General features: G+C 61.8%; 17 protein-coding genes and 2 pseudogenes. 4 read left to right on the top strand and 15 right to left on the bottom strand.

Features of this window, described 5'->3' with window-relative positions; translation table 11 throughout:
* Window positions 1–131 precede the first annotated feature (131 nt).
* Window positions 132–1292, bottom strand: coding sequence for a GHKL domain-containing protein (locus tag GJT30_08460; protein ID MSM39636.1), 1161 nt, complete (start codon window positions 1290–1292; stop codon window positions 132–134).
* A 255-nt stretch (window positions 1293–1547) separates the two neighbouring features.
* Between GJT30_08460 and GJT30_08455 the strand changes: the two genes are divergently transcribed.
* The gene (locus GJT30_08455; GenBank protein MSM39635.1) at window positions 1548–2042 is read left to right on the top strand and encodes a peptidylprolyl isomerase; all 495 of its coding nucleotides are present in this window, start codon (window positions 1548–1550) and stop codon (window positions 2040–2042) included.
* Between the two features lie 153 nt (window positions 2043–2195).
* Here the strand turns inward: GJT30_08455 and GJT30_08450 are convergent.
* Window positions 2196–3353: pseudogene (locus GJT30_08450) on the bottom strand (hypothetical protein).
* A 257-nt stretch (window positions 3354–3610) separates the two neighbouring features.
* Window positions 3611–3865, bottom strand: coding sequence for a DUF2917 domain-containing protein (locus GJT30_08445; protein ID MSM39634.1), 255 nt, complete (start codon window positions 3863–3865; stop codon window positions 3611–3613).
* A gap of 174 nt (window positions 3866–4039) precedes the next feature.
* Here GJT30_08445 and GJT30_08440 point away from each other — a divergent pair, with 174 nt between their 5' ends.
* Complete coding sequence (locus tag GJT30_08440; protein MSM39633.1) at window positions 4040–5497, top strand: aminotransferase class I/II-fold pyridoxal phosphate-dependent enzyme; 1458 nt, start codon at window positions 4040–4042, stop codon at window positions 5495–5497.
* Window positions 5498–5613: 116 nt separating this feature from the next.
* Window positions 5614–6651, top strand: coding sequence for a GMP reductase (locus GJT30_08435; protein ID MSM39632.1), 1038 nt, complete (start codon window positions 5614–5616; stop codon window positions 6649–6651).
* A gap of 155 nt (window positions 6652–6806) precedes the next feature.
* Here the strand turns inward: GJT30_08435 and metF are convergent, their stop codons facing one another.
* The 9 genes and pseudogenes from metF to GJT30_08390 all read right to left on the bottom strand — a co-directional run bounded on the left by metF (window position 6807) and on the right by GJT30_08390 (window position 14702).
* On the bottom strand, window positions 6807–7679 hold the full coding sequence (metF, locus tag GJT30_08430; GenBank protein MSM39631.1) for a methylenetetrahydrofolate reductase [NAD(P)H]: 873 nt from the start codon (window positions 7677–7679) through the stop codon (window positions 6807–6809).
* A gap of 122 nt (window positions 7680–7801) precedes the next feature.
* Window positions 7802–8776, bottom strand: coding sequence for a putative sulfate exporter family transporter (locus tag GJT30_08425; GenBank protein ID MSM39630.1), 975 nt, complete (start codon window positions 8774–8776; stop codon window positions 7802–7804).
* Window positions 8777–8794: 18 nt separating this feature from the next.
* Window positions 8795–9607, bottom strand: coding sequence for a protoheme IX farnesyltransferase (locus tag GJT30_08420; protein ID MSM39629.1), 813 nt, complete (start codon window positions 9605–9607; stop codon window positions 8795–8797).
* Complete coding sequence (coxB, locus tag GJT30_08415; protein ID MSM39628.1) at window positions 9604–10539, bottom strand: cytochrome c oxidase subunit II; 936 nt, start codon at window positions 10537–10539, stop codon at window positions 9604–9606. Before coxB ends, GJT30_08420 begins: the two co-directional genes overlap by 4 nt.
* Window positions 10523–10804 (bottom strand): cytochrome-c oxidase, encoded by a 282-nt coding sequence (locus tag GJT30_08410; protein ID MSM39627.1) that lies wholly within the window; start codon window positions 10802–10804, stop codon window positions 10523–10525. Before GJT30_08410 ends, coxB begins: the two co-directional genes overlap by 17 nt.
* A gap of 160 nt (window positions 10805–10964) precedes the next feature.
* Entirely contained in the window at window positions 10965–11522 is a 558-nt protein-coding gene (locus GJT30_08405) for a cytochrome c oxidase subunit 3 family protein (protein ID MSM39626.1), read from the bottom strand.
* A gap of 41 nt (window positions 11523–11563) precedes the next feature.
* Window positions 11564–13186, bottom strand: coding sequence for a cytochrome c oxidase subunit I (ctaD, locus tag GJT30_08400; protein ID MSM39625.1), 1623 nt, complete (start codon window positions 13184–13186; stop codon window positions 11564–11566).
* Window positions 13183–13887 (bottom strand): annotated as a pseudogene (locus GJT30_08395) (SCO family protein). The gene ctaD and the pseudogene GJT30_08395 overlap by 4 nt, the downstream one beginning before the upstream one ends.
* 191 nt (window positions 13888–14078) lie before the next feature.
* Complete coding sequence (locus tag GJT30_08390; protein MSM39624.1) at window positions 14079–14702, bottom strand: HAD-IA family hydrolase; 624 nt, start codon at window positions 14700–14702, stop codon at window positions 14079–14081.
* 345 nt (window positions 14703–15047) lie between these two features.
* Between GJT30_08390 and GJT30_08385 the strand changes: the two genes are divergently transcribed.
* Complete coding sequence (locus GJT30_08385) at window positions 15048–15263, top strand: hypothetical protein (GenBank protein ID MSM39623.1); 216 nt, start codon at window positions 15048–15050, stop codon at window positions 15261–15263.
* Between the two features lie 241 nt (window positions 15264–15504).
* Here GJT30_08385 and GJT30_08380 read toward each other — a convergent pair whose 3' ends face one another.
* From GJT30_08380 to GJT30_08370, 3 genes are all read right to left on the bottom strand, one after another.
* On the bottom strand, window positions 15505–16383 hold the full coding sequence (locus tag GJT30_08380) for a diacylglycerol kinase family lipid kinase (GenBank protein ID MSM39622.1): 879 nt from the start codon (window positions 16381–16383) through the stop codon (window positions 15505–15507).
* Window positions 16384–16418: 35 nt separating this feature from the next.
* A complete protein-coding gene (locus GJT30_08375; GenBank protein ID MSM39621.1) occupies window positions 16419–18065 on the bottom strand; it encodes a long-chain-fatty-acid--CoA ligase in 1647 nt (548 codons plus the stop codon).
* Window positions 18066–18269: 204 nt separating this feature from the next.
* Window positions 18270–19142: a bifunctional 5,10-methylene-tetrahydrofolate dehydrogenase/5,10-methylene-tetrahydrofolate cyclohydrolase gene (locus GJT30_08370; GenBank protein MSM39620.1), complete on the bottom strand. Its 873-nt coding sequence runs from the start codon at window positions 19140–19142 to the stop codon at window positions 18270–18272.
* Between the last annotated feature and the right edge of the window lie 39 nt (window positions 19143–19181).

The following is a 19181-nucleotide window of genomic DNA, read 5'->3' as shown; positions in this document are numbered from 1 at the left end:
TGTTCCGCCTTGGGCATGTTGCATGGTACGATGGGGAATCGGGGCCGGAACAACCGCAGAAACAGATAACGCAGGGGGATAAGAAGCGAAACGGGCGCGCCAAGCCCCGTTTCGCGCGCTGCAGATGGTGGCTAGTGGCCTTCGACAGTGGTGCGCAGGTCAAGAGGGTAGACGACGGTGAAGGTCGTCCCGGATTCCACGTCGGAACGGGTCTCCACGCGCCCCTTGAGATACCGCTCGGTCAGGAGCCTGACACTGTAGGTACCGATGCCACGGCCCGGCTCCTTGGTGGAAAATGACCGCTGAAACAGCTGGAGCCGGACCTCCCGGGAGATCACACCAGGATTGTTGCACCAGAACGCAATCTCCTCGCCGTCCACCTCACAGCCGAGGGTCACGGTCTCCCCCTCCTGCACCGCCTCCAGGGCATTCTTGACCAGATTCCCCATGACCCGCTGCAAAAGACGCTCGTCACTGAAAATGACCGTTTCGCAGATTTCGTTATCGAGTTGGATGGGACGGCCCAGTGCAAGGGGGGTGTTGCGGTAGGTGCGGGCAATACTTTCCAGGAACAACCGCGAATGGATCGGGGCGATAGACACCGACAGCTCGTTGTTCTCCGCAGCAAGAAGTTCCCGCTGGCTGCGGATCTCGCTTACCAGTGTCCGGGCGGCATCAAGAAGCGTCTCCTTCACATCGTCCGGGGTCATGATCCCCTGGACCAAAAGCTCTGCCAGACCGCCGATGGCACCGGCGGTATTGAGGATGTCGTGGAAGAAGATGCGCTCCAGCACCTTGCGCCGCTTCTCGTCGCTGATATCCACGGCCACCACCAACGCCAGCGATTCGCCCTGCCAGCGGAACGGTGTCCCCCATACCTTGAGATCCAGGGCCTCCAGCCCCCGGTTGGTGGTGCGGAGCAGATGGCATTCATGGCTGGAACGGTTGCCGGACAGGGCAGAGAGTATGGCTTCCACGGCGCCGCAGCACTGGCACGCCGCGGCGGTGCCACATCCCGAAGGAGCTGTCCGGGCATTCTCGCAGGAAAGGAGTTCTCCGGGGCGCAGTCCTGTTGGATCGCTACACCCCTGCGACGCAGCGAAATCGACCAGTGCGCGGTTGCCCAGAAGGATCTCTCTGGTCGGTCCGACGACCATGACGAATTCGGGCATGGCATCGATGAGCGTGCAGAGCCCTTCGTCCCGAGCAAGCAGGGCATGCTGGCGAATCAGTTCTTCGTGTTCGATCCGTTCCGGCGAGGCAAAGTAAGTGACAAGGGCAGGTTCGGCCATGGTTTACGATCCTTGCTTCATATATTGTGCAGAATGAATACTGTACGTAAAATCGTTACAAAAGACAAAGGGAAAGAAGGCCCATACTGCATGCCGTCCTGGTTTTGCGATCCGGCTGAATATGGTCAACCGGCCGGAATCAAGGATTTTTTTACCGCATTGACGATTTTAGTGGACGACCGACCGCACTTCCCCGTACCCTAGTAGATAACACATCAACCGGCTGTACAGCCGAGCACACGGAAAGGTCAGACTATGGCACAAGCACGGAAAGGCGATAGAGTCTCCATCAACTACGTCGGCACGCTTGCCGACGGCACCATCTTTGATTCAACACTCGAAGAAGACTGCGACTCGGAAGACTGCGGTGATGACTGCAGCACAGACGATTGCGGCTGCGATTGTCACGGCGGTCCGATGGAGCTGGTTATCGGCGAAGGAACGCTGTTCCCCCAGATCGAGGAGGCCCTGATCGGCATGGCCCCCGGCGAAAAGAAGACAATGACCATCGCCATGGATGACGCCTTTGGCGACTACGACGAGGCAAAGGTTTTCATCGTGCCCCGTACCGACCTCCCCGACAGCCTGCAACCCGAGGTCGGCGACGAGCTGATTTTGACCAACGAGAACGACGAAGACATCGGGGTAGTGGTTACCGCGGTGAGCGACGAGAGCGTCACCTTCGACACCAATCACCCACTGGCAGGTGAAGACCTGACCTTTGAGGTGGAGCTGCTCTCCATCATCTAGCAACCTCCCACCCCTCGCCCCAACTGATACGGCTCAGGAGCAACCATCCTGAGCCGTATTTCTTTCAGGTACTGCTGCAAGTCCCGCCATTCCGGCCACTCTCCCCTCGGCATAATCCGCGATCGCAGCCTCCCTGGCTTGCGGCGCCACCGCTTACCGAAACCGCTCAGGCGCTGCCCTGCGGGAGATGGCAACGACCAGCCAGGTCCCCAGAAGGGCTGCAGCCAGTATCGCGCAGGACGAAAGGGCGCTGTTGAGAATGGATGGCCTGATCAGAAGCACACTGCCGAGACAGAGCATCATGCTCCCCGAAACCAGTTTCAAGAGCCGCCCCTGCCATTCGCTCAGCTTCCTGCTCCCGAGCGTAATGGCAAAGGCAGCCACGATGACCGCCAGGGGGACGGCATAGATGACGTTATAAAGGGCGAGATAGAGATAGTAGGCCCCGGCCGGCAGCTTGTGCAGGGTCAGCACCCGGGTGAAGACCATGGGAAACCCGGCGGTGCAGAGCAGTTCATAGGTATTGGCAGCCACCGCCAGGGTCACGGTGGAGGCTATCATGGCGGGCAGCGACCCGACCCGGATGATCTCCCGCATCCGTTCGAACAGTTTCGGCTTTGCCTGCTCGGGGATGACCAGCGAGACCCCCTGCTCGAACCAGAAGAAATCCTTGATATTGATGACCGCAATGACAATGGCCAGGATGCCGGCGGCGATGGTTATGGCCGGAAGATTCCCCACCAGTATGAAGAGATTGAGCCAGGCAGCCATGAAGAGGAAGTAGATGAAACCGGAAAAGAAGACGTAGATCCCGCCGATGAGAAACATGCGCGACCGCGAGTGCACATGGGTCATGAGGCTGAGCAGGAAGAAGAGCACGAAGAAGGCGCAGGGGTTGAAACTGTCCAGGCCGGCCACAACCAGGGTAAAGACCGGCAGCGACAGCGATCCGACAGAGATGGTCCCGATCAGCGGGACGGCAATGCTTTCACCGCCCCTCTCCGGCGCCGCACCGTCCGCTCCCCGGCTCCGCTCCAGGCACCATGCCACCCGCTCTTCCAGCTTACCTGCGATTTCGGGGCTAAAGCCCGAAAACATCCGCTCCCCCAGGATGAAGGTGGGAACCCCCTGTGCCTCGCTCCCTGTAGCCACTGACAACTGCCGGAGCAGGGCGAGGTTTTCCGGATGCTGGAATACCTCATATTCGCGCACCTGCAACAGTGGGTAACGCCGGGCAAGATCCGCAACGAATGGTTTGGCCTTCTCGCAATGGGGGCATCCCTCCCCCCAGAAGAAGTGCAAGGTGATGTCGGCGTTCTCTGCCGCAGGGGCGGCAACCGCGAACAGCAGCAGGCAGACGACCAGCACGGCAATCTGTTGAAGGCTTTGTCGCATACCGACCTCCATCGAACCGGTAGCATGAGAGACAGCTTACCTTCCTGGTGCCCGCAGCCTCAAATCCGGATACATCCGCTGCCGACCCCACCTGCCATAAGCATATCCTAATCAAGGCATAAAAAAAGGGCGCCATGACAGGCACCCTGTTTTTCGTTCATTATGTTGTCCGTTCAGCAGACCGACAGTCGGACCGCCATCGGAATATGCGCCGTCTTCGGCTCTTCCAGCAGGATCTCGGCGTCGTGCAGCGCTTCCGCCAGGGCGGTCGTCCCCTTGGCGATGATGAAACAGCGCTCCGGCGTGACGAGATAATCGGTCCCATCCCCTTTTGTAAGCCAGACAGCCCCCGAAGTGCAGCGCAGGATCATTCCGTGACGCCCGCCTTCAAGCCTGATCAGTTCGCCTTCCGAGAGGGTGCATTCCATGGTGTCTCTCCTTGTAGCATGATGAATGTACCGTACCTCCTCCGGAAGAAAAAAAACAGATACAGAAATCTTGATTTGTACCCCATACAGTCAGGTGATAGAATAACTGTACCCGTCGAAATCAAGATCAACTGTACCTGTTTGAAAAGGATATACCTCGGATATACTCAAGCCATGAGCACGGAACTGACCAGCACGGACAATACGATCCCCCTCTACGAGCGGGTTGCTACGGAGATGACCGATCTCATCGAACTGGGAACCTTTCGGGCCGGCGACAAGGTCCCCTCCATCCGGCAGCTCAGCCGGCAGTTCAACGTCAGCATCAACACGGTGATGCAGGCCTATGCCCTGCTGGAGGACCGGCGGATGATCGAGGCCCGCCCCCAATCCGGCTACTATGTGCGGGTCAGGGCGCCGGAGATCAACGAACCGGTGCTGCCCAAGCGCCCCCTGATCACTCCGGCCACGGTTACCATCAGCGACCTCTGCCAGCAGGTAATCAGAAACATGATGAACCACGACCTGCTACCGCTGGGGAGCGTTATCCCCAACCCGGCAAACCTCCCGGTGGACAAGCTGAACCGCATGATGGCCAGCGAACTGCGCAGGTTCCGGGAACAGTCCATCTCCTACCTGACCCCTCCGGGTTACCGGCGGCTGCGGGTCCAGGTTGCCCAGCGCCTGCTGACGGCAGGGATCGGCACCCGCCCCGACGACGTGCTCATCACCTCCGGCTGCGTGGAAGCGGTGCTGCTGGCGTTGCGGGCCACCTGCCGGGCCGGCGACACCGTTGCCGTGGAATCCCCCTTCTATTTCAACTTCCTGCAGTTGATCGCCGAGCTGGGGCTGAAGGCCCTGGAGATCCCCTCCACCCCGCGCGAGGGGATCAGCATCGAGGCACTCCGGTATGCCATCGAACACAGCTCCATCAGCGCCTGCCTGGTGATCCCCAATTTCGGCAACCCCCTGGGGAGCCTGATCCCGGACGAGCGGAAGAAAGAACTGGTGGAGCTCTTGGCACGCCACGAGATCCCGCTCATCGAAGACGACATCTACGGCGACATCTTCTTCGGCAACGAACGCCCCTTGGCGGCAAAGTCCTTTGACCGGAAAGGGCTGGTGATCTACTGCTCGTCGTTCTCCAAGACCCTGGCGCCCGGCTACCGCGTGGGCTGGGCCGTGGGCGGCCGTTTCCAGCCGGAAATGGAGCGGTTGAAGATGATGGTTAACCTGGCCACCTCCTCGCCACCGCAACTGGCCCTGGCCGAGTTCATGGCCTCGGGCGGCTACGACCATCACCTGCGCAGCCTGCGCCGCATCCAGGCCCGCAACATCTCCCTGATGGCCGACGCAGTTGCCCGCGATTTCCCTGCCGGCACCAGGATGACCCGGCCCATGGGAGGGTTCATCCTCTGGGTGGAGATGCCCGAAGGGACGGACGCCTTGGCGCTCTACCAGCGGGCGATGGAGCAGCAGATCAGCACCGCCCCCGGCCCGCTCTTCTCCCTCTCCGGCAAGTACCGGAACTTCATCCGCCTGTCGGCTGCATACTGGGACGACAAGATCGCGCAGGGGATCAAGACCCTCGGCCAGCTGGCCCGTGAAGTCCGGGACAACCAGCCTCCCTGACCCGGCTCCCTGCCGGCCGGTTGTCTTCCCCCTGAATTGGGATATCCTCTCAACAGCCCATTAGTTTCCATCCGGAAACACCGGATGGAAACCATTACGTTCGCGAGAGGTCTGTCATGCGTGTGGAAACCGATCTGAAGCTGGGATTCAAGGATGTTCTGATCAGGCCGAAACGCTCCAACCTGAAGAGCCGTTCCCAGGTCTCCCTGGAGAGGACCTTCACCTTCCTCCACAGCCAAACCCGCTGGACCGGCGTGCCGGTTATCGCCGCAAACATGGACACCACCGGCACCTTCGAGGTCGCGACGGTTCTGGCCGGCCACGGCTTGCTCACCGCCGTGCACAAGCACTACAGCACAGCCCAGTGGGACGAGTTCCTGGCAGGATGCAACGCCGACATCTACTCCCGGATCATGGTCAGCGCCGGCAGCTCCGACGAGGATTTCGCCAGGCTCGGCCAGATCGTGGAGCGGCATCCCCAGCTGGAATTCATCTGCCTCGACGTGGCCAACGGCTACACCGAGGCCTTTGTCGCGTTCGTCGGCAAGGTCCGGGCCGCATTCAGCGACAAGACCATCGTGGCGGGAAACGTGGTAACCGGCGAGATGGTAGAGGAACTGCTCCTGTCCGGAGCTGACATCGTCAAGGTGGGGATCGGTCCCGGATCGGTCTGCACCACCCGGGTGAAGGCGGGGGTCGGCTATCCCCAGCTCTCAGCGGTGATCGAATGCGCCGATGCAGCCCACGGCCTGGGGGGAAGGATCATCTCAGACGGCGGCTGCGCCTGCCCCGGCGATGTAGCCAAGGCGTTCGGCGGCGGCGCCGACTTCGTCATGATCGGGGGGATGTTTGCCGGCCACGACGAAAGTGGCGGCCAGCTGGTGGATCGGGACGGGCAGAAGTTCAAGCTCTTTTACGGCATGAGTTCGGAAACCGCCATGTCGCTGCATGCCGGTGGGATTGCGGGGTACCGCGCCTCGGAAGGGAAGACCGTGGAGGTCCCCTATCGCGGCCCGATCGAGGAGACGGTCAGGGAGATCCTGGGTGGGGTGCGCTCCGCCTGCACCTACGTGGGAGCCTCGGCATTGCGGGAGCTGACCAAGCGGACCACCTTCATCCGGGTTCTGGAGCAGGAGAACAAGGCCTTTTCCTGAGCAGCAGCCCCCAGCAAGTTGATGAAAACCTCAGGTTGTTCAAAAACGGTCAGATCGTCGCACCCACAGAAAGCCCCGCGGCGGCGTAGCAGCGCTACGCCGCACAAGGCGGCTTTCGAGGACGGCGGCGAGATGGCTGTTTTTCAACAACCTAGCTAGAAGACCAGCGCGTTGACCAGCTCCGTGACCGCCTCGTCGCGATTCAGGGTGTAGAAGTGAATGCCGGGCACCCCGGCATCGAGCAGTTCCTGTGCCTGCCTGCGGGCAAAGGCAACCCCCACCTGCTGTACCGCTTCGGGGCCGCCGGTCCGGTCGGCCTCTTCCAGCTCCTCCATGTAAGCAGCAGGAATAGTTGCGCCACAGAGCGAGACGATGCGGCGGATCATCTTGAGGCTGAAGACCGGTATGATGCCGGGGATGATCGGCTTGTCGACCCCCAGTTCACGGGCGCGGCGAACGAAATCGAAGTAGAGGCGGTTGTCGAAAAAGAGCTGGGTGACCACGAAGTCGCCCCCCTGGTCGAGTTTGAGCCGGAGGAAGTCCAGGTCGGCCTCGGGGCTCTCCGCCTCGGGATGGGTCTCCGGATACCCTGCCACGCCGATCCCGAAATGGGGATGGGACGAGCGGATGAACGCCACCAGGTCCGAGGCGTTGAGCAGGGTGCGGCAAGCCGAGTACTCAGGCGGCGCACCCTGGGGCAGGTCGCCGCGCAGGGCGAGGACGTTGTCCACGCCGACCCGTTCCAGCTCGTCCAGGAACTGCAGCACCTCGCCGCGGTAGCTGCCGATACAGGTCAGGTGGGCCATGGTCTCCAGGCCGATCTCCTGCCTGATGCGCGTGACGATCTCCAGCGTGTTGCCGTAGGTGGTGCCGCCGGCACCGTAGGTGACCGACACGAACAGCGGCTGCAGGAGCGCCAGCCGCTCGGCGGTCCGGAAAAAGGCAGGCCAGTCGGATCGTTCCTTGGGAGGAAAGAATTCCAGGGAAATGAACGGTTTCCCCGGCCTGATGGTGTCGATGATTCTCATGCGTGCTCCGATGACGATGCCGTCATCCCTTTGTTGAATTCCTGCCGTACCGTGCCACGACGATAGCGCAGCACTCTAATCCGGTTTTATCCGCAAGGCAACAGGGAAATGATGGTGCCGGATCATCCGGTGAGCCCGCCCCGGATGGCTGCCAGGGAGAGAGCGCTGACCAGCATCCAGAGAGCCACTCCCTGCACCATGGGACGGAATCCCACCGTCTGCAGCACCTTCCGGTTCAGCCCCGCGCCGATGAGAAAGAGCGTCATGACCAAGCCATGTTTTGCTACACCGGCCAGACCGTCCCAGACCGTGCAGAACTGGGGCAGGAACGAACGGAGCAGCGCCGCCGCGATGAAACCGAGGATAAAGAGCGGGACGGTCGGCATCTTGCCAGTCCGCTTGATGAGGCCGGCTGCGATCACGCAGGGGGTTATCCAGAGCGCCCTGGCCAGCTTGACGGTGGTCCCGACGGCCAGGGCCGCAGGGCCGTAGGCGGCAGCCGCCCCAACCACACTGCTGGTGTCGTGGATGGCGATCCCGGCCCAGACGCCGAAATCGTGCTGACTCAACCCCAAAAGGTGCCCAACAGCGGGGAAGAGGAGCAGCGCCACCGAGTTGAGGGTGAAGACCGTGACCAGGGAGACGGCAATCTCCTCGTTTTCCGCCTTGATGACCGGTGCCATGGCAGCGATGGCGCTGCCGCCGCAGATGGCGGTGCCGAACGAGATGAGCGTGGCGGTCCGCGGCGGATTCTTGCAGAGCCTGCCGATCAGGGTGCCGACCAGAATGGTGAAGACGATGCCGACGATGGTGAGCAGGAGGGACTGCCTCGCCTCGTGCACGACCTGGCCGATGCCGAGGCCGAAGCCGAGGCCGACCACCGAAAGCTGCAGCAGTTTCCGGCTCGCCTTGGCCGAGCCCTGCATCCACGGATTCCCCAGGATGACGCCGAATGCAATCCCCATGGCAAGGGCTGCGGCGGTCCCCACCCAGGGTGAAGCGCAGAGCGCCACGAGCAGGAGGAAAGCTCCCTGGTGCAGGCGCGCACCGCGGTGGCGGCCATGGGTTGTCTGATCGGCAGTCTGGCTGTCTGTCATACGCACTCCTTGTCGCGCTTATTTCTGGATGGAAATGACCATCGTGACCAGCAGGGGAAAGAGGTTGAGATAGGAAAAGAGCAGTCGGTGCCCGCCTCTCCAGGGAGCCAGCAGCAGCGGCACCGGCAGCAGCGCATACCAGAGGGCCATCTCCCGGTCGATGACGTTGAAAACGGGGAGCAGCAGTGACGCAACGGCGAGTGCACCCAGCCAGAGCCGGCAGATCCGCTCTCCCTGCTCGCCTTCGGCGCATAGTGGCAGACCGGCGGCACGATAGTCGGCCAGGTGTCGTTGCTGGAAGATCCAGAAGTGGGGTATCTGCCAGAGGTAGAAAAGACCGGCAAGCAGGACGATCCGCGGATCGTCGGCCCTGCCCCCGGCCACGCACCAGCCGATGACCGGCGGCAATGCCCCGCAGAGGGCGCCCAGTGCCAGCGACAGGGAGGTGCGGCGCTTGAGCGGGGTGTAAACACAGAGATACCAGAGGACTGCCGCCACACCCAACAGCACCGCCAGCAGCGACCCGGTCGCCGCCAGAAGCGCACAGCCGGCAAAAAGACACAAGACGCCGATTGCCGCGGCTCCCCGGACGGACAGATCGCCCCGCGGGAGCGGCCGTTGCCTGGTCCGCGTCATGATGGCATCGATGTCGCGCTCCACGACTTGGTTCAGGGCCGAACTGCCGGCACCCAGGAGCGTCACGCCGCCGCACGCCAGCCAGAACTGAGCCGCCATCGCCCCTCCCGAGCAGAGGAGATAGCCACCTGCCGCGACGATGCCGTTCAGAAGTGCCAGCGGCAGCCGCAGCAGCCGTGCGACGCTCGTTATCACCTGATCTCCTCGATATATTCCACCAGCGCCTCCAGCTCTTCCTTGCGCAGGTCGCCGAATACCGGCATGATCGGCTGGTACCCCTCCACCACCTTGGCCGCCGGCGCCTCGATCGACTCCCGCAGGTAGGCATCGTCAGCGGTTACGACGATCCGTTTCCCCCCCTGCAGCACCGTCACCTGGCTGTTGTACAGGCCCTTGAAGGTCGGCCCGACCTTGGCCGAACCATCCAGCGAATGGCAGGCGAGGCAGCCATGCTTTTCCAGCAGCTCCCTGCCGGCCCCGGTCGCCTTCTGGGGGCCTTTCCGGTTGAGCCATTCGGCAAACTCCTCGGGCGGGAGGGCCTCTACGGTGGTGATCATTGCCGAATGGCCGACACCGCAGTACTGGGAACAGAAGAGATCATAAGAACCGGCCTTCTCGGCCACGAACCAGACGTGGTTCTTCATTCCCGGCACCACATCGTGCTTGACCCTGAAGGCGGGCAGATAAAAGCCGTGCAGAATGTCCACCGAGACCAGGTTCACCAGCACCGGCTTTCCCACCGGCACATAGAGCTTCGTGCTCGTCCGGCCATTGGCATAGGTGAAGCTCCATGACCACATCCGCGCGGTTGCCGTCACCGGCAGGGCGTCCTTCGGCACATTCCGGAGCGCGAGATAGCCGGCCCAGCCGTAATAGAACATGGCCAGTACCAGCAGGGTGGGGAGCACGGTCCAGACGATCTCCAGCCAGACATTCCCTTCGGATCGCGACGTCGGCTCCGGGGCGCGGGAACGGCGGTAGCGGATGGCAAAACCGACCATGGTCGCGGTGATCCCCAGCAACAACAGCGCCGAGGCGCCGAAGATGAAGATGAAGACCGGATCGACCGCCTGGTTTGTGGTGATGAACAGAGGGTTCACGCCAACTCCTCTAGCGATAGAGCACATCGAAAAAGGTGAGACCGATGAAGATGGCCAGGACCGACAGGGCGACAAAGAGCAGCCAGCGCAAGAGTCGCCCCTCGTAGCGCATGTGCATGAAGACGGCGATCACCAGCCCCCCCTTGGCGGCGGCAATGGCCAGGGAGACCCAGACATGGCCGATCCCCACCTGGTGGCGCGCGGCCCAGACGGTCAGCGCGGTCAGGAACAGCAGCCCCGCCCACACGGCGATCAGCTTTCGGTAGCTTATGATGTGGTGTTGTTCACTCATCTCCTGAATCCGTTTGAAAGCTTTCGACCTTGCTAACCGGGCGCGAGATTTCGGCCAGATCGTGTTGGCCCGCAGAAGCTTCGCTGAGGCGTAGCAGCGCTACGTCGAAGCGGGGCTTTGAGGACACGGCGGCGAGATGGTCGGAAGACCGCGCCCGCCCCTACAGGATCAAATAATACAGCGGGAAGATGAATATCCAGATCAGGTCCACCAGGTGCCAGTAGAGGGCGCCGTTCTCCAGCAGCACGAAATCGCCGGCATGGATCGCCCCCTTTTTCACCCGCACCGCCACCAGGGTGAGAACGAGACCGCCGATCAGCACATGCAGGCCGTGCAGGCCTGCGGTCAGATAATAGAGGCTGTAGAAGACCGACTCACCCGGAGGCCCCGCAACGAGCTGCGGCGAGCCGGGATAGATGCCGCGTCCGATCTCGATGCTCCATTCCAGGTATTTGTCGACCAAAAAGACCACGGCACAGAGGACCGTCCCGGTCAGTAGCAGAAAGGCCGTCTTCCGTTCGTCCCGCTGGATGGCAGTCACTGCCATGGCCGCCAGCAGGCTGCTGGTGATGAGGATGACCGTATTGACCGTGCCGAAGCCGAGCTGCATCTCTTGCCCGGCTGCGCCGAATTCATGGGGGTAGCGGGCCAGGTAGACGGCATAGAGGAGAAACAGGCCGCCGAAGAGGAGCAGCTCGGTAAAGAGGAAGAGCCACATCCCGAGCTTGGCGCCGCCATAATCCCTGTGCAGCGAACCGTTCACGGGATTCCCGCCCCTTTGAAGTCATATGGCCCGTGTGTGACCACCGGTTCCTGCTCGAAGTTCTCCGTTGGAGGCGGCGTCGTGGTGGTCCACTCCAGCGTTGCCGCACCCCAGGGGTTCCTGCCGACCGGCTCCCCTTTCAGCAGGCCGCGGAAGAGGTTTGCCAGAAGGAGCAGCAGTCCGGCCACCAGTATCCAGCTGCCGATGGTGGAGGCGAGGTTCAGGGGCGCAAACTCGGGAAGGTAGTCGTAGTAGCGCCGCGGCATCCCTTTCATCCCCAGCACCATCATGGAAAAATAGGTGATGTTGAAGCCGACGAACATCAGCGCCCAGGCCACTACCGCCGGCTTCTCCGCATAGCGGCGGCCGTAGATCTTGGGCAGCCAGTAGTGCATGGCCGCGAGGAAGGCGAAGACTGCGCCGCCGAAGATGACGTAGTGGAAATGACCGACCACGAACTGGGTGTCGTGGACATGAATGTCGGTGGCAGCTGCGCCGAGGATCAGCCCGGTCAGTCCGCCAATGGAGAAGAGCAGGATAAAGGAGAGGGAGAAGAGCATCGGCGCCTCCAGCGAAATCGACCCCTTGTAGAGCGTGGAGACCCAGTTGAAGACCTTGATGGCCGACGGAATGGCAACGATGAAGGTAAGGAAGGAAAAGACCAGGATCGCGTTGTCGCTCATGCCGCTGGTGAACATGTGGTGCCCCCAGACGAGCGAGCCGGCAGCGGCAATGGCGATGCTGGAGAAGGCGATCATCTTGTAGCCGAAGATCGGTTTACGGGAAAAAACCGGCATGATCTCCGATATCACCCCCATGCCGGGCAGGATCATGATGTAGACCGCCGGGTGGGAATAGATCCAGAAGAGATGCTGGTAGAGGAGTGGGTCGCCACCGCGGCCCGGATCGAACAGACCGGTGCCGAGCAGGCGCTCGGCAAGGATCAGCACCAGCGTGATGCCGAGGATCGGGGTCGCCAGGATCTGCACCCAGGCAGTCGCATAGAGCGACCAGACAAAGAGCGGCAGCCGGCCCCAGGTCATCCCCTCGGCCCGCAGGCGGTGGATGGTGGTGACGAAATTGAGGCCGGTCAGGATCGAGGAAAAGCCGACCACGAAGACGCCAAAGACCGCCAGCGAGACATTGGTGCCGGTCCGGGCGCTGAAGGGTACATAGAAGGTCCAGCCGGTATCGGGTGGACCGCCGCCGGTGAAGAGCGAGGTGAGGATGATCGCTGCACCGGCAATGTAGAGCCACCAGGAGAACAGGTTCAGGCGCGGGAAGGCTACGTCGCGGGCCCCGATCTGGATCGGCATGATCAGATTGCCGAAGGCGCCGGGAAAACCGGGGATGATGAAGAGGAAGATCATCATCACCCCATGCACGGTGAACACGGCATTGTAGGTCTGCGGCCCCATGATGGTCCGCCCCGGCGCTATCAGTTCGAGCCGAAGCAGGATGCCGAGCGTTGCGGCAGCAAGGAAAACGGCAAGCACCGAAAAAAGATAGAGGAGGCCAATCCGCTTGTGATCGGTGCTGAAGATCCAGGCGGCAATACCTCGTTTGCCGGTGTCGTTCCAGAAGCTTTCGGTCGTCGGGAGATCGGCTGCCGGGCTCATTCATTCCTCGGGAGGTGGTTACGCCGTTTTCTGCCGGTCAGGAGCAGGAAGGCGAGAAAGCCGCCGGCACTCAGGATGACCACCGTGGCGCTGACCCGCAACAGGTTGAAGACATAGGTCTTGCCGGTCGGGTCGAAGCTGAAGCAGTAGCCGACCACCGTGCGGATGGTGGCTCCCACCTTTCCGTCCCGCGCCTCCAAAAGCGCCAGGGTCAGATCCTTGGGGAGATAGGTCGTGCCGTACAGGTAGCGGACGATCGTCCCGTCACGGGCAACGACGAAACTGACCACCGGATGGATGAAGTCCCTGCCCGCGCGCCGGAAATGAACCCCTGCAGCATCGGTCAGCCTCCGGACATTCGCGATGTCCCCGGTGAGGAAGTGCCAGCCGTCCGCCGGAAAGGGTGCATTCATGCCGGTCAGGTACATCTTCTTGGCATGTGACGCCTGCACGGGGGTCTCGTTTTCATCAAAGCTGACCGACAGGACGCGGTACTCCTTGACCGGGACCCGCGACACCGCCGGCAGGGCGCTTGCCAGACCCTGCTGCTGGAAATTGCAGACATTGGTGCAGCCGTAATAGACCGGGAGGATGATGGTCGGACCGTTGACCAGCTCGCCCAGCCGGACCTGGCGGCCGTTGTCGTCACGGAAGGTAAGGTCGAGGGGGATGCGGGCACCGAGATGTTCGTCCACACCGAGTGCATCTGCGGTCCCTCCACCGGTGGAGAGGCCTCCGTGGCGATACTCCTCAAGCTGCTTTTCAGTGTGGGCTCCACAGAAGGGAGCCGCCACCAGCAGAAGCAGCAGGATCGCCGGCAGCAATCGGCAGTGGTGTTGGAATTTGATGACGCAAGCGCGAGCCATGCCTCTAATAATATCGCCGATCTTTCTCATGGCAATCCGAGCAGCTCCGGAATCTGGTAGACGTCCGTCAGCCGCCAGCGCGCAGCGCTGAAATCTCCGCCGGCATTCATGGCTCCGGGAAGTGCCGCAACCGCCAGTCCGGCACGGGCGGCAGCCGTCACCCCGCGCTCCGAATCCTCGACGGCAAGGCAGCGCTCCGGTGCCAGCCCGGCACGTCGGCAGGCGGTCAGGTAGGGCTCGGGATCGGGCTTCGCATTGCCGTAATCCTCACGGGTCAGGATGAAGTCGAAAAAGCCGAGCAGACCGCTCTCCCGATGCATGTGCAGGAAGTTCTCCCGCCGGCAGCTCGTTACCACGGCCATGGGCATGCGCCCGTGCAGCAGGGAGAGCACCCTGGCGACACCCGGAATCGCCTGCGCCTCAAGGCCGAGCAGCTCCCGATAGCGCTCGTCGCGCCAGCCCCGCAGCTCCAGCTCCCCTTCGGCTGCCAGCGACAGCACGCTCTCCCCGCGCTTGAGCGACAGCTCGCAGAATGCCTCCAGCGTCAGCTCGATGCCGGCCCGTGCCAGGGCATCGGCGTTGGCGCGGAAGTAGAGGTGCTCGGTCTCCATCAGCACCCCGTCATTGTCCCAGAAGATAGCGGAAAACATCCTCATTTACTCCTTGGATGGCAAATCTGCCCCTCAAATCATCACGGTAGCGATGCGATATAATTCTAATTTTTGAATATAACAGATATAGCATCGCCTTGCATGAAAACCTCCCCCCAAAAAACAAAATCCCGTTTCCAAATAATTAAAACAATCATTTCAGCCAGTTATAGTTTAAATAAAACTCAAGCGCCGAATTGAAACAAAAATTGGTCTAACCAGTAACACAACTGTAACATAACATATTGTTTTATTTTACTTTTTTATGTTTTACCACTTGCATTCCCCGAAACATCCGCATATAGTATGATTAAACATGACAAGAAGAGTGAAAGGAGAACACCCATGAAGTGCCCTGTATGTAAAACCCATGAGCAGTATTCGGAGATAGACCTCCATCTGGAAGGTTTCTCGGAGGGGATCATCACCTGCAGCATCTGCGGCAGCATCTGGTCGGTCAACCACGGCATGACCGAAATCGTCATGGACGCCCAGGAGCAATCGTTTCTCTCAGCGACCTCCGAATGCGTCGAGGCCGATGATTACGGCGTAGCCGCCTAGCAGGTTGTTGAAAAACAGCCATCTCGCCGCCGTCCTCGAAAAACCGCCTTGTGCGTCGTAGCGCTGCTACGACTCCGCGGGGCTTTCTGCGGGTGCGACGATCTGACCGTTTTTGAACAACCTGAGGTTTTCAACAACCTGCTAGACTTCCCGCCGGCCCCGCAGCCGGCAGACACCGATACCGCGGGCCACTGAAAAGGTTCGCGGTTTTTTGTACCCAAAGCATCCACTTCGCTCCGGATCAGACGATGATCCGGCCGTACTCCCTTTCCACGGTTATCTCCACGGGCGTATCCCCCCAGTCGTCGCCATCCACCTGAACCGGCTTCGCCCCTTCCACCCAAACCCGGTCTGCCTGCAGGGTCAAGAGGTCATCGCCTGCGGCAGGCGACCGCCCCCACAAGAGGGCCGCAACCAGACGCAGATAGGCGCCACGGGAGGTCGCACGCACCGCGACCAGCTCCAGGGTCGGGGAAAAGATGCTCGCCTGGGGAGCCAGCAGGAACGAACCGCCATAACGTGCCGTATTACAGACGAACAGGGTATGGCAGGCAAATCGTTCCGTTGCCGTGGTCACCTGCATGCGCCCCCGGTCCCAGGCAAAGGCGTGGCGAACGGCTGCCAGCAGGTAAGCCCCTTTCCCGAACCGCCGCTTCTGCGGGAGCGTGACCCCGCGCACCACGTGGCCATCCAGGCCGATCCCGGCCATGAGGAAAAAACGGGTCTCCCGGCCGTTGCCGCGGATCAGGCCGGCACTGAACGGCCGTGAAGCACCGGCAATGATCCGGCGGACAGCTTCTTCAGGGGAGTCGATCACGAGTTCGCGGGCAAGCACATTGGCGGTGCCGAGCGGCATCAGCGCACAGACGGCACCGGAACCGGCGAGCCCGTTCAGAACGGCGTTGATGGTGCCGTCTCCGCCTGCGGCAACGACCAGCGGGCCGCCGGGCAGACAGGAGGCACGTGCTGCCAGGCCGCAGATCTCGGCAAAATCGCCGGCCAGCCAGAGTTCGGCTGCAATGCCCCCCTCGCGCAGAAGGGCCAGCACCCGCTCCAGGACTTGCCCTGAGTAGCTCCCCGCCCCCTTGTTGGCGATCAGCACGCATTGTCCCATCGTCAACCTTCCCCTCCGGCACACAGCATTTGGCGATACGGTCAGAGGTACCGTTCTCGCAAGGCAACCTTGTTGGTTTTGCCGACACTGGTCTTGTCGAGGGCATCCACCAGCCGCACCCGCGTCAGCACCACCTGCTTGCTGATCAACCCCTTGTCCGCATATTCATGGATCAGATGGACCAGTTCCTTCTCGCTCACCCGCCCGGCATCGCCAGGCCGGGGAACCACCAGCGCCATGGGCCGCTCGCCCCACTTCTCGTCGGGCTGGCCAATCACCGCCACCTCGGAAACCGCCGGATGATGGGCGATGATATCCTCCAACTCCAGGGAGGAGACCCATTCGCCGGCCACCTTGATGATATCCTTGGTCCGGTCGGTGATCCGGACATACCCCAGCTCGTCCCGCACCGCCACATCCCCGGTATGAAGGTAACCCCCTTCCCAGAGCCGCTCCGACGCCTTATGGTCCTTCAGGTAGCCCTGGGTCAGCCAGGGCGCCCTGACCACGATCTCACCGGTGCTGGCGCCATCCCTGGGCTGTTCGCGCAGCTTGTCGTCCACCACCCGCAGATCGACCAGTGGCAGGGTAATGCCGGTCTTGCAGCGGATCGCCGCCTGTTCCGCAGGAGGCAACTCCAGCATCTCGGGAGTCAGCTGGGCCAGTGTCAGGATCGGGCAGGTCTCGGACATGCCGTAGCCGGTGAAGACATCCACCCCCCGGCGCAGCGCCTCCTGGCAGAGGATACGTGACATGACGGCTCCGCCGATGATCACCTTCCACCTGGACAGGTCAATCCGGTCGGCATGGGGATGCTTGAAGAGCATATGGAGGATGGTGGGGACACAGTGGGAAAAGGTCACTCTCTCCCGCTCGATCAGCTCCAGCAGCAGATCGGGAAGATACCGGCCGGGGTAGACCTGCTTCACTCCCAGCATGGTCGCAATATAGGGAAGCCCCCAGGCATGGACATGAAACATGGGGGTAATCGGCATGTAGACGTCGTAACGGTGGAAGCCCCCCTGGTTGGGGTTCGTAGCCAGGGCAGCCATGGTCCCCATCGTGTGCAGAACCAGCTGGCGGTGGCTGAAGTAGACCCCCTTGGGCATGCCGGTGGTACCGGTGGTATAAAAGGTGGTGGCGCGGGCGTTCTCGTCCAGGTCGGGGAAGGAGAACTCCGGCGCAGCCGCGGCCAGGAGCTGCTCATATTCGCCGCAGAAGCGGACGGTACTGTTCAGGTTGCCGCCTTCGTCGGAGATCAGGATATAGTCTCGAACCGTGTCGATCCGCCCCCTGATCTGCTCCAGTATGGGCAGGAACTCGCTGTTCACCAGCAGCACGTCATCCTCGGCATGGTCGATGGTGTAGAGGATCTGTTCCGGCGACAGGCGGACGTTAATGGTATGGAGCACCGCGCCGATCATCGGCACGGCGAAGAAGAGCTCCAGGTAACGGTGGCTGTCCCAGTCCATGACCGCAACCGTGTCGCCCGTTTTCACCCCCAGTCCGGCAAGGACGCCGGCAAGTCGCTGGACCCGCTCCCGCAACTGCCGGTAATTTCCACGGTAATGGCTCCGGTAGACGATCTCCTGGTCTGGGTTGTCCACCACCGGGCAAAAGAGCAGGTTCTTGATCAGCAGGGGGTAGTCATAGGCGGAAGGGGTGCGGGGAATGGGACTGTCGGTCATTGGGGGCTCCTTGCCGGCCGGGCGGCCTGCCGAAGATGTCAGCACCCAGGTTTATAGCATTATTGCGGCTTGAGATGAAGCATTTCCCGCACCCGCAACGCCGGTCAGGGGGCGTCGCCTCGCCGGCAGAAACCCTCCGCGGTAGCAGAAACGGGGGCACGCTCCGGCTGTGCCCCCGGCACGGACAGGGAAGATTGCGGCGCGTCACGCCAGATTGAAATTGTTCTGGTAGGCGAGCAGAGTGTTGATCATCAGGGCCGCCACGGTCATCCTCCCCACCCCTCCCGGCACCGGCGTGATCCAGGCGCACTTGGGCGCAACCGCCTCGAAATCCACGTCCCCCACGATCTTCCCGGTTTCCAGCCGGTTGATCCCCACGTCGATCAGCACCACCCCCTCCTTCACCATCTCCGCGGTGATGAAACCGGGGATACCCACCGCCACGATGACGATATCCGCCCGTTGTGTCTCGTCCAGGAGCAACTCGCGCGGCGTCTCGATGTGGGTCAGGGTGACCGTGGCGTTGCCGATGTCGAAATCGTTGGAGAGCATGATGGAGATCGGCTTGCCGACGATGTTGGAACGGCCGATGACCACGCAGTGCTTCCCCTTGATCGGGATGCCGTAGAACTGGAGCAGCTTGCAGATCCCGTAGGCGGTTGCCGGCCGGAACGCCTTCTGCCCCAGGGTCATGCGGCCGAAGTTCGTCGGGTGGAACCCGTCGATATCCTTGTCGGGCGAAATGGCGTTGATGATATGCTGCTGGTTGATGTGGCGCGGCAGGGGGAGCTGGACGATCAGACCGTCGGTGGTCTGGTCCCGATCCACCTCGTCGATCTTCTCCAGCAGTTCGGCCTCGGAGATGGTCTCGGGAAAACGGAGCAGGCTGCTCTCGAAACCGGCCAGCCCGCAGGAGGCTATCTTGGACTTGACGTACGATTCACTCGGGGCATGCTCGCCGACCAGGATGATGGTCATGTGGGGCTTGCGCAGCCCCGACTCCACGTATCCCGCCACCTTTTTCGCAATCTCGGCGATCAGGCTTTCAGCGCATACCTTGCCATCCAGCAGATTCATGGTCGCTACCTCCAGTCACAGGGCTCAAAGTCTCCCCTT

It is taken from the genome of Geobacter sp. (assembly GCA_009684525.1).
In the GTDB taxonomy this organism is placed as follows: domain Bacteria; phylum Desulfobacterota; class Desulfuromonadia; order Geobacterales; family DSM-12255; genus Geoanaerobacter.
Note: the sequence above shows the minus strand (reverse complement) of the source record. Positions and strands in the feature narration are given on the sequence as shown.

Excerpts from the sequence above, each read along its gene's own strand:
- GJT30_08460 (MSM39636.1), bottom strand. The coding sequence starts at position 1,292 with ATGGCCGAACCTGCCCTTGTCACTTACTTTGCCTCGCCGGAACGGATC.
- GJT30_08455 (MSM39635.1), top strand. The coding sequence starts at position 1,548 with ATGGCACAAGCACGGAAAGGCGATAGAGTCTCCATCAACTACGTCGGC.
- GJT30_08445 (MSM39634.1), bottom strand. The coding sequence starts at position 3,865 with ATGGAATGCACCCTCTCGGAAGGCGAACTGATCAGGCTTGAAGGCGGG.
- GJT30_08440 (MSM39633.1), top strand. The coding sequence starts at position 4,040 with ATGAGCACGGAACTGACCAGCACGGACAATACGATCCCCCTCTACGAG.
- GJT30_08435 (MSM39632.1), top strand. The coding sequence starts at position 5,614 with ATGCGTGTGGAAACCGATCTGAAGCTGGGATTCAAGGATGTTCTGATC.
- metF (MSM39631.1), bottom strand. The coding sequence starts at position 7,679 with ATGAGAATCATCGACACCATCAGGCCGGGGAAACCGTTCATTTCCCTG.
- GJT30_08425 (MSM39630.1), bottom strand. The coding sequence starts at position 8,776 with ATGACAGACAGCCAGACTGCCGATCAGACAACCCATGGCCGCCACCGC.
- coxB (MSM39628.1), bottom strand. The coding sequence starts at position 10,539 with ATGTGCTCTATCGCTAGAGGAGTTGGCGTGAACCCTCTGTTCATCACC.
- GJT30_08410 (MSM39627.1), bottom strand. The coding sequence starts at position 10,804 with ATGAGTGAACAACACCACATCATAAGCTACCGAAAGCTGATCGCCGTG.
- GJT30_08405 (MSM39626.1), bottom strand. The coding sequence starts at position 11,522 with ATGTGGCTCTTCCTCTTTACCGAGCTGCTCCTCTTCGGCGGCCTGTTT.
- ctaD (MSM39625.1), bottom strand. The coding sequence starts at position 13,186 with ATGAGCCCGGCAGCCGATCTCCCGACGACCGAAAGCTTCTGGAACGAC.
- GJT30_08390 (MSM39624.1), bottom strand. The coding sequence starts at position 14,702 with ATGTTTTCCGCTATCTTCTGGGACAATGACGGGGTGCTGATGGAGACC.
- GJT30_08385 (MSM39623.1), top strand. The coding sequence starts at position 15,048 with ATGAAGTGCCCTGTATGTAAAACCCATGAGCAGTATTCGGAGATAGAC.
- GJT30_08375 (MSM39621.1), bottom strand. The coding sequence starts at position 18,065 with ATGACCGACAGTCCCATTCCCCGCACCCCTTCCGCCTATGACTACCCC.
- GJT30_08370 (MSM39620.1), bottom strand. The coding sequence starts at position 19,142 with ATGAATCTGCTGGATGGCAAGGTATGCGCTGAAAGCCTGATCGCCGAG.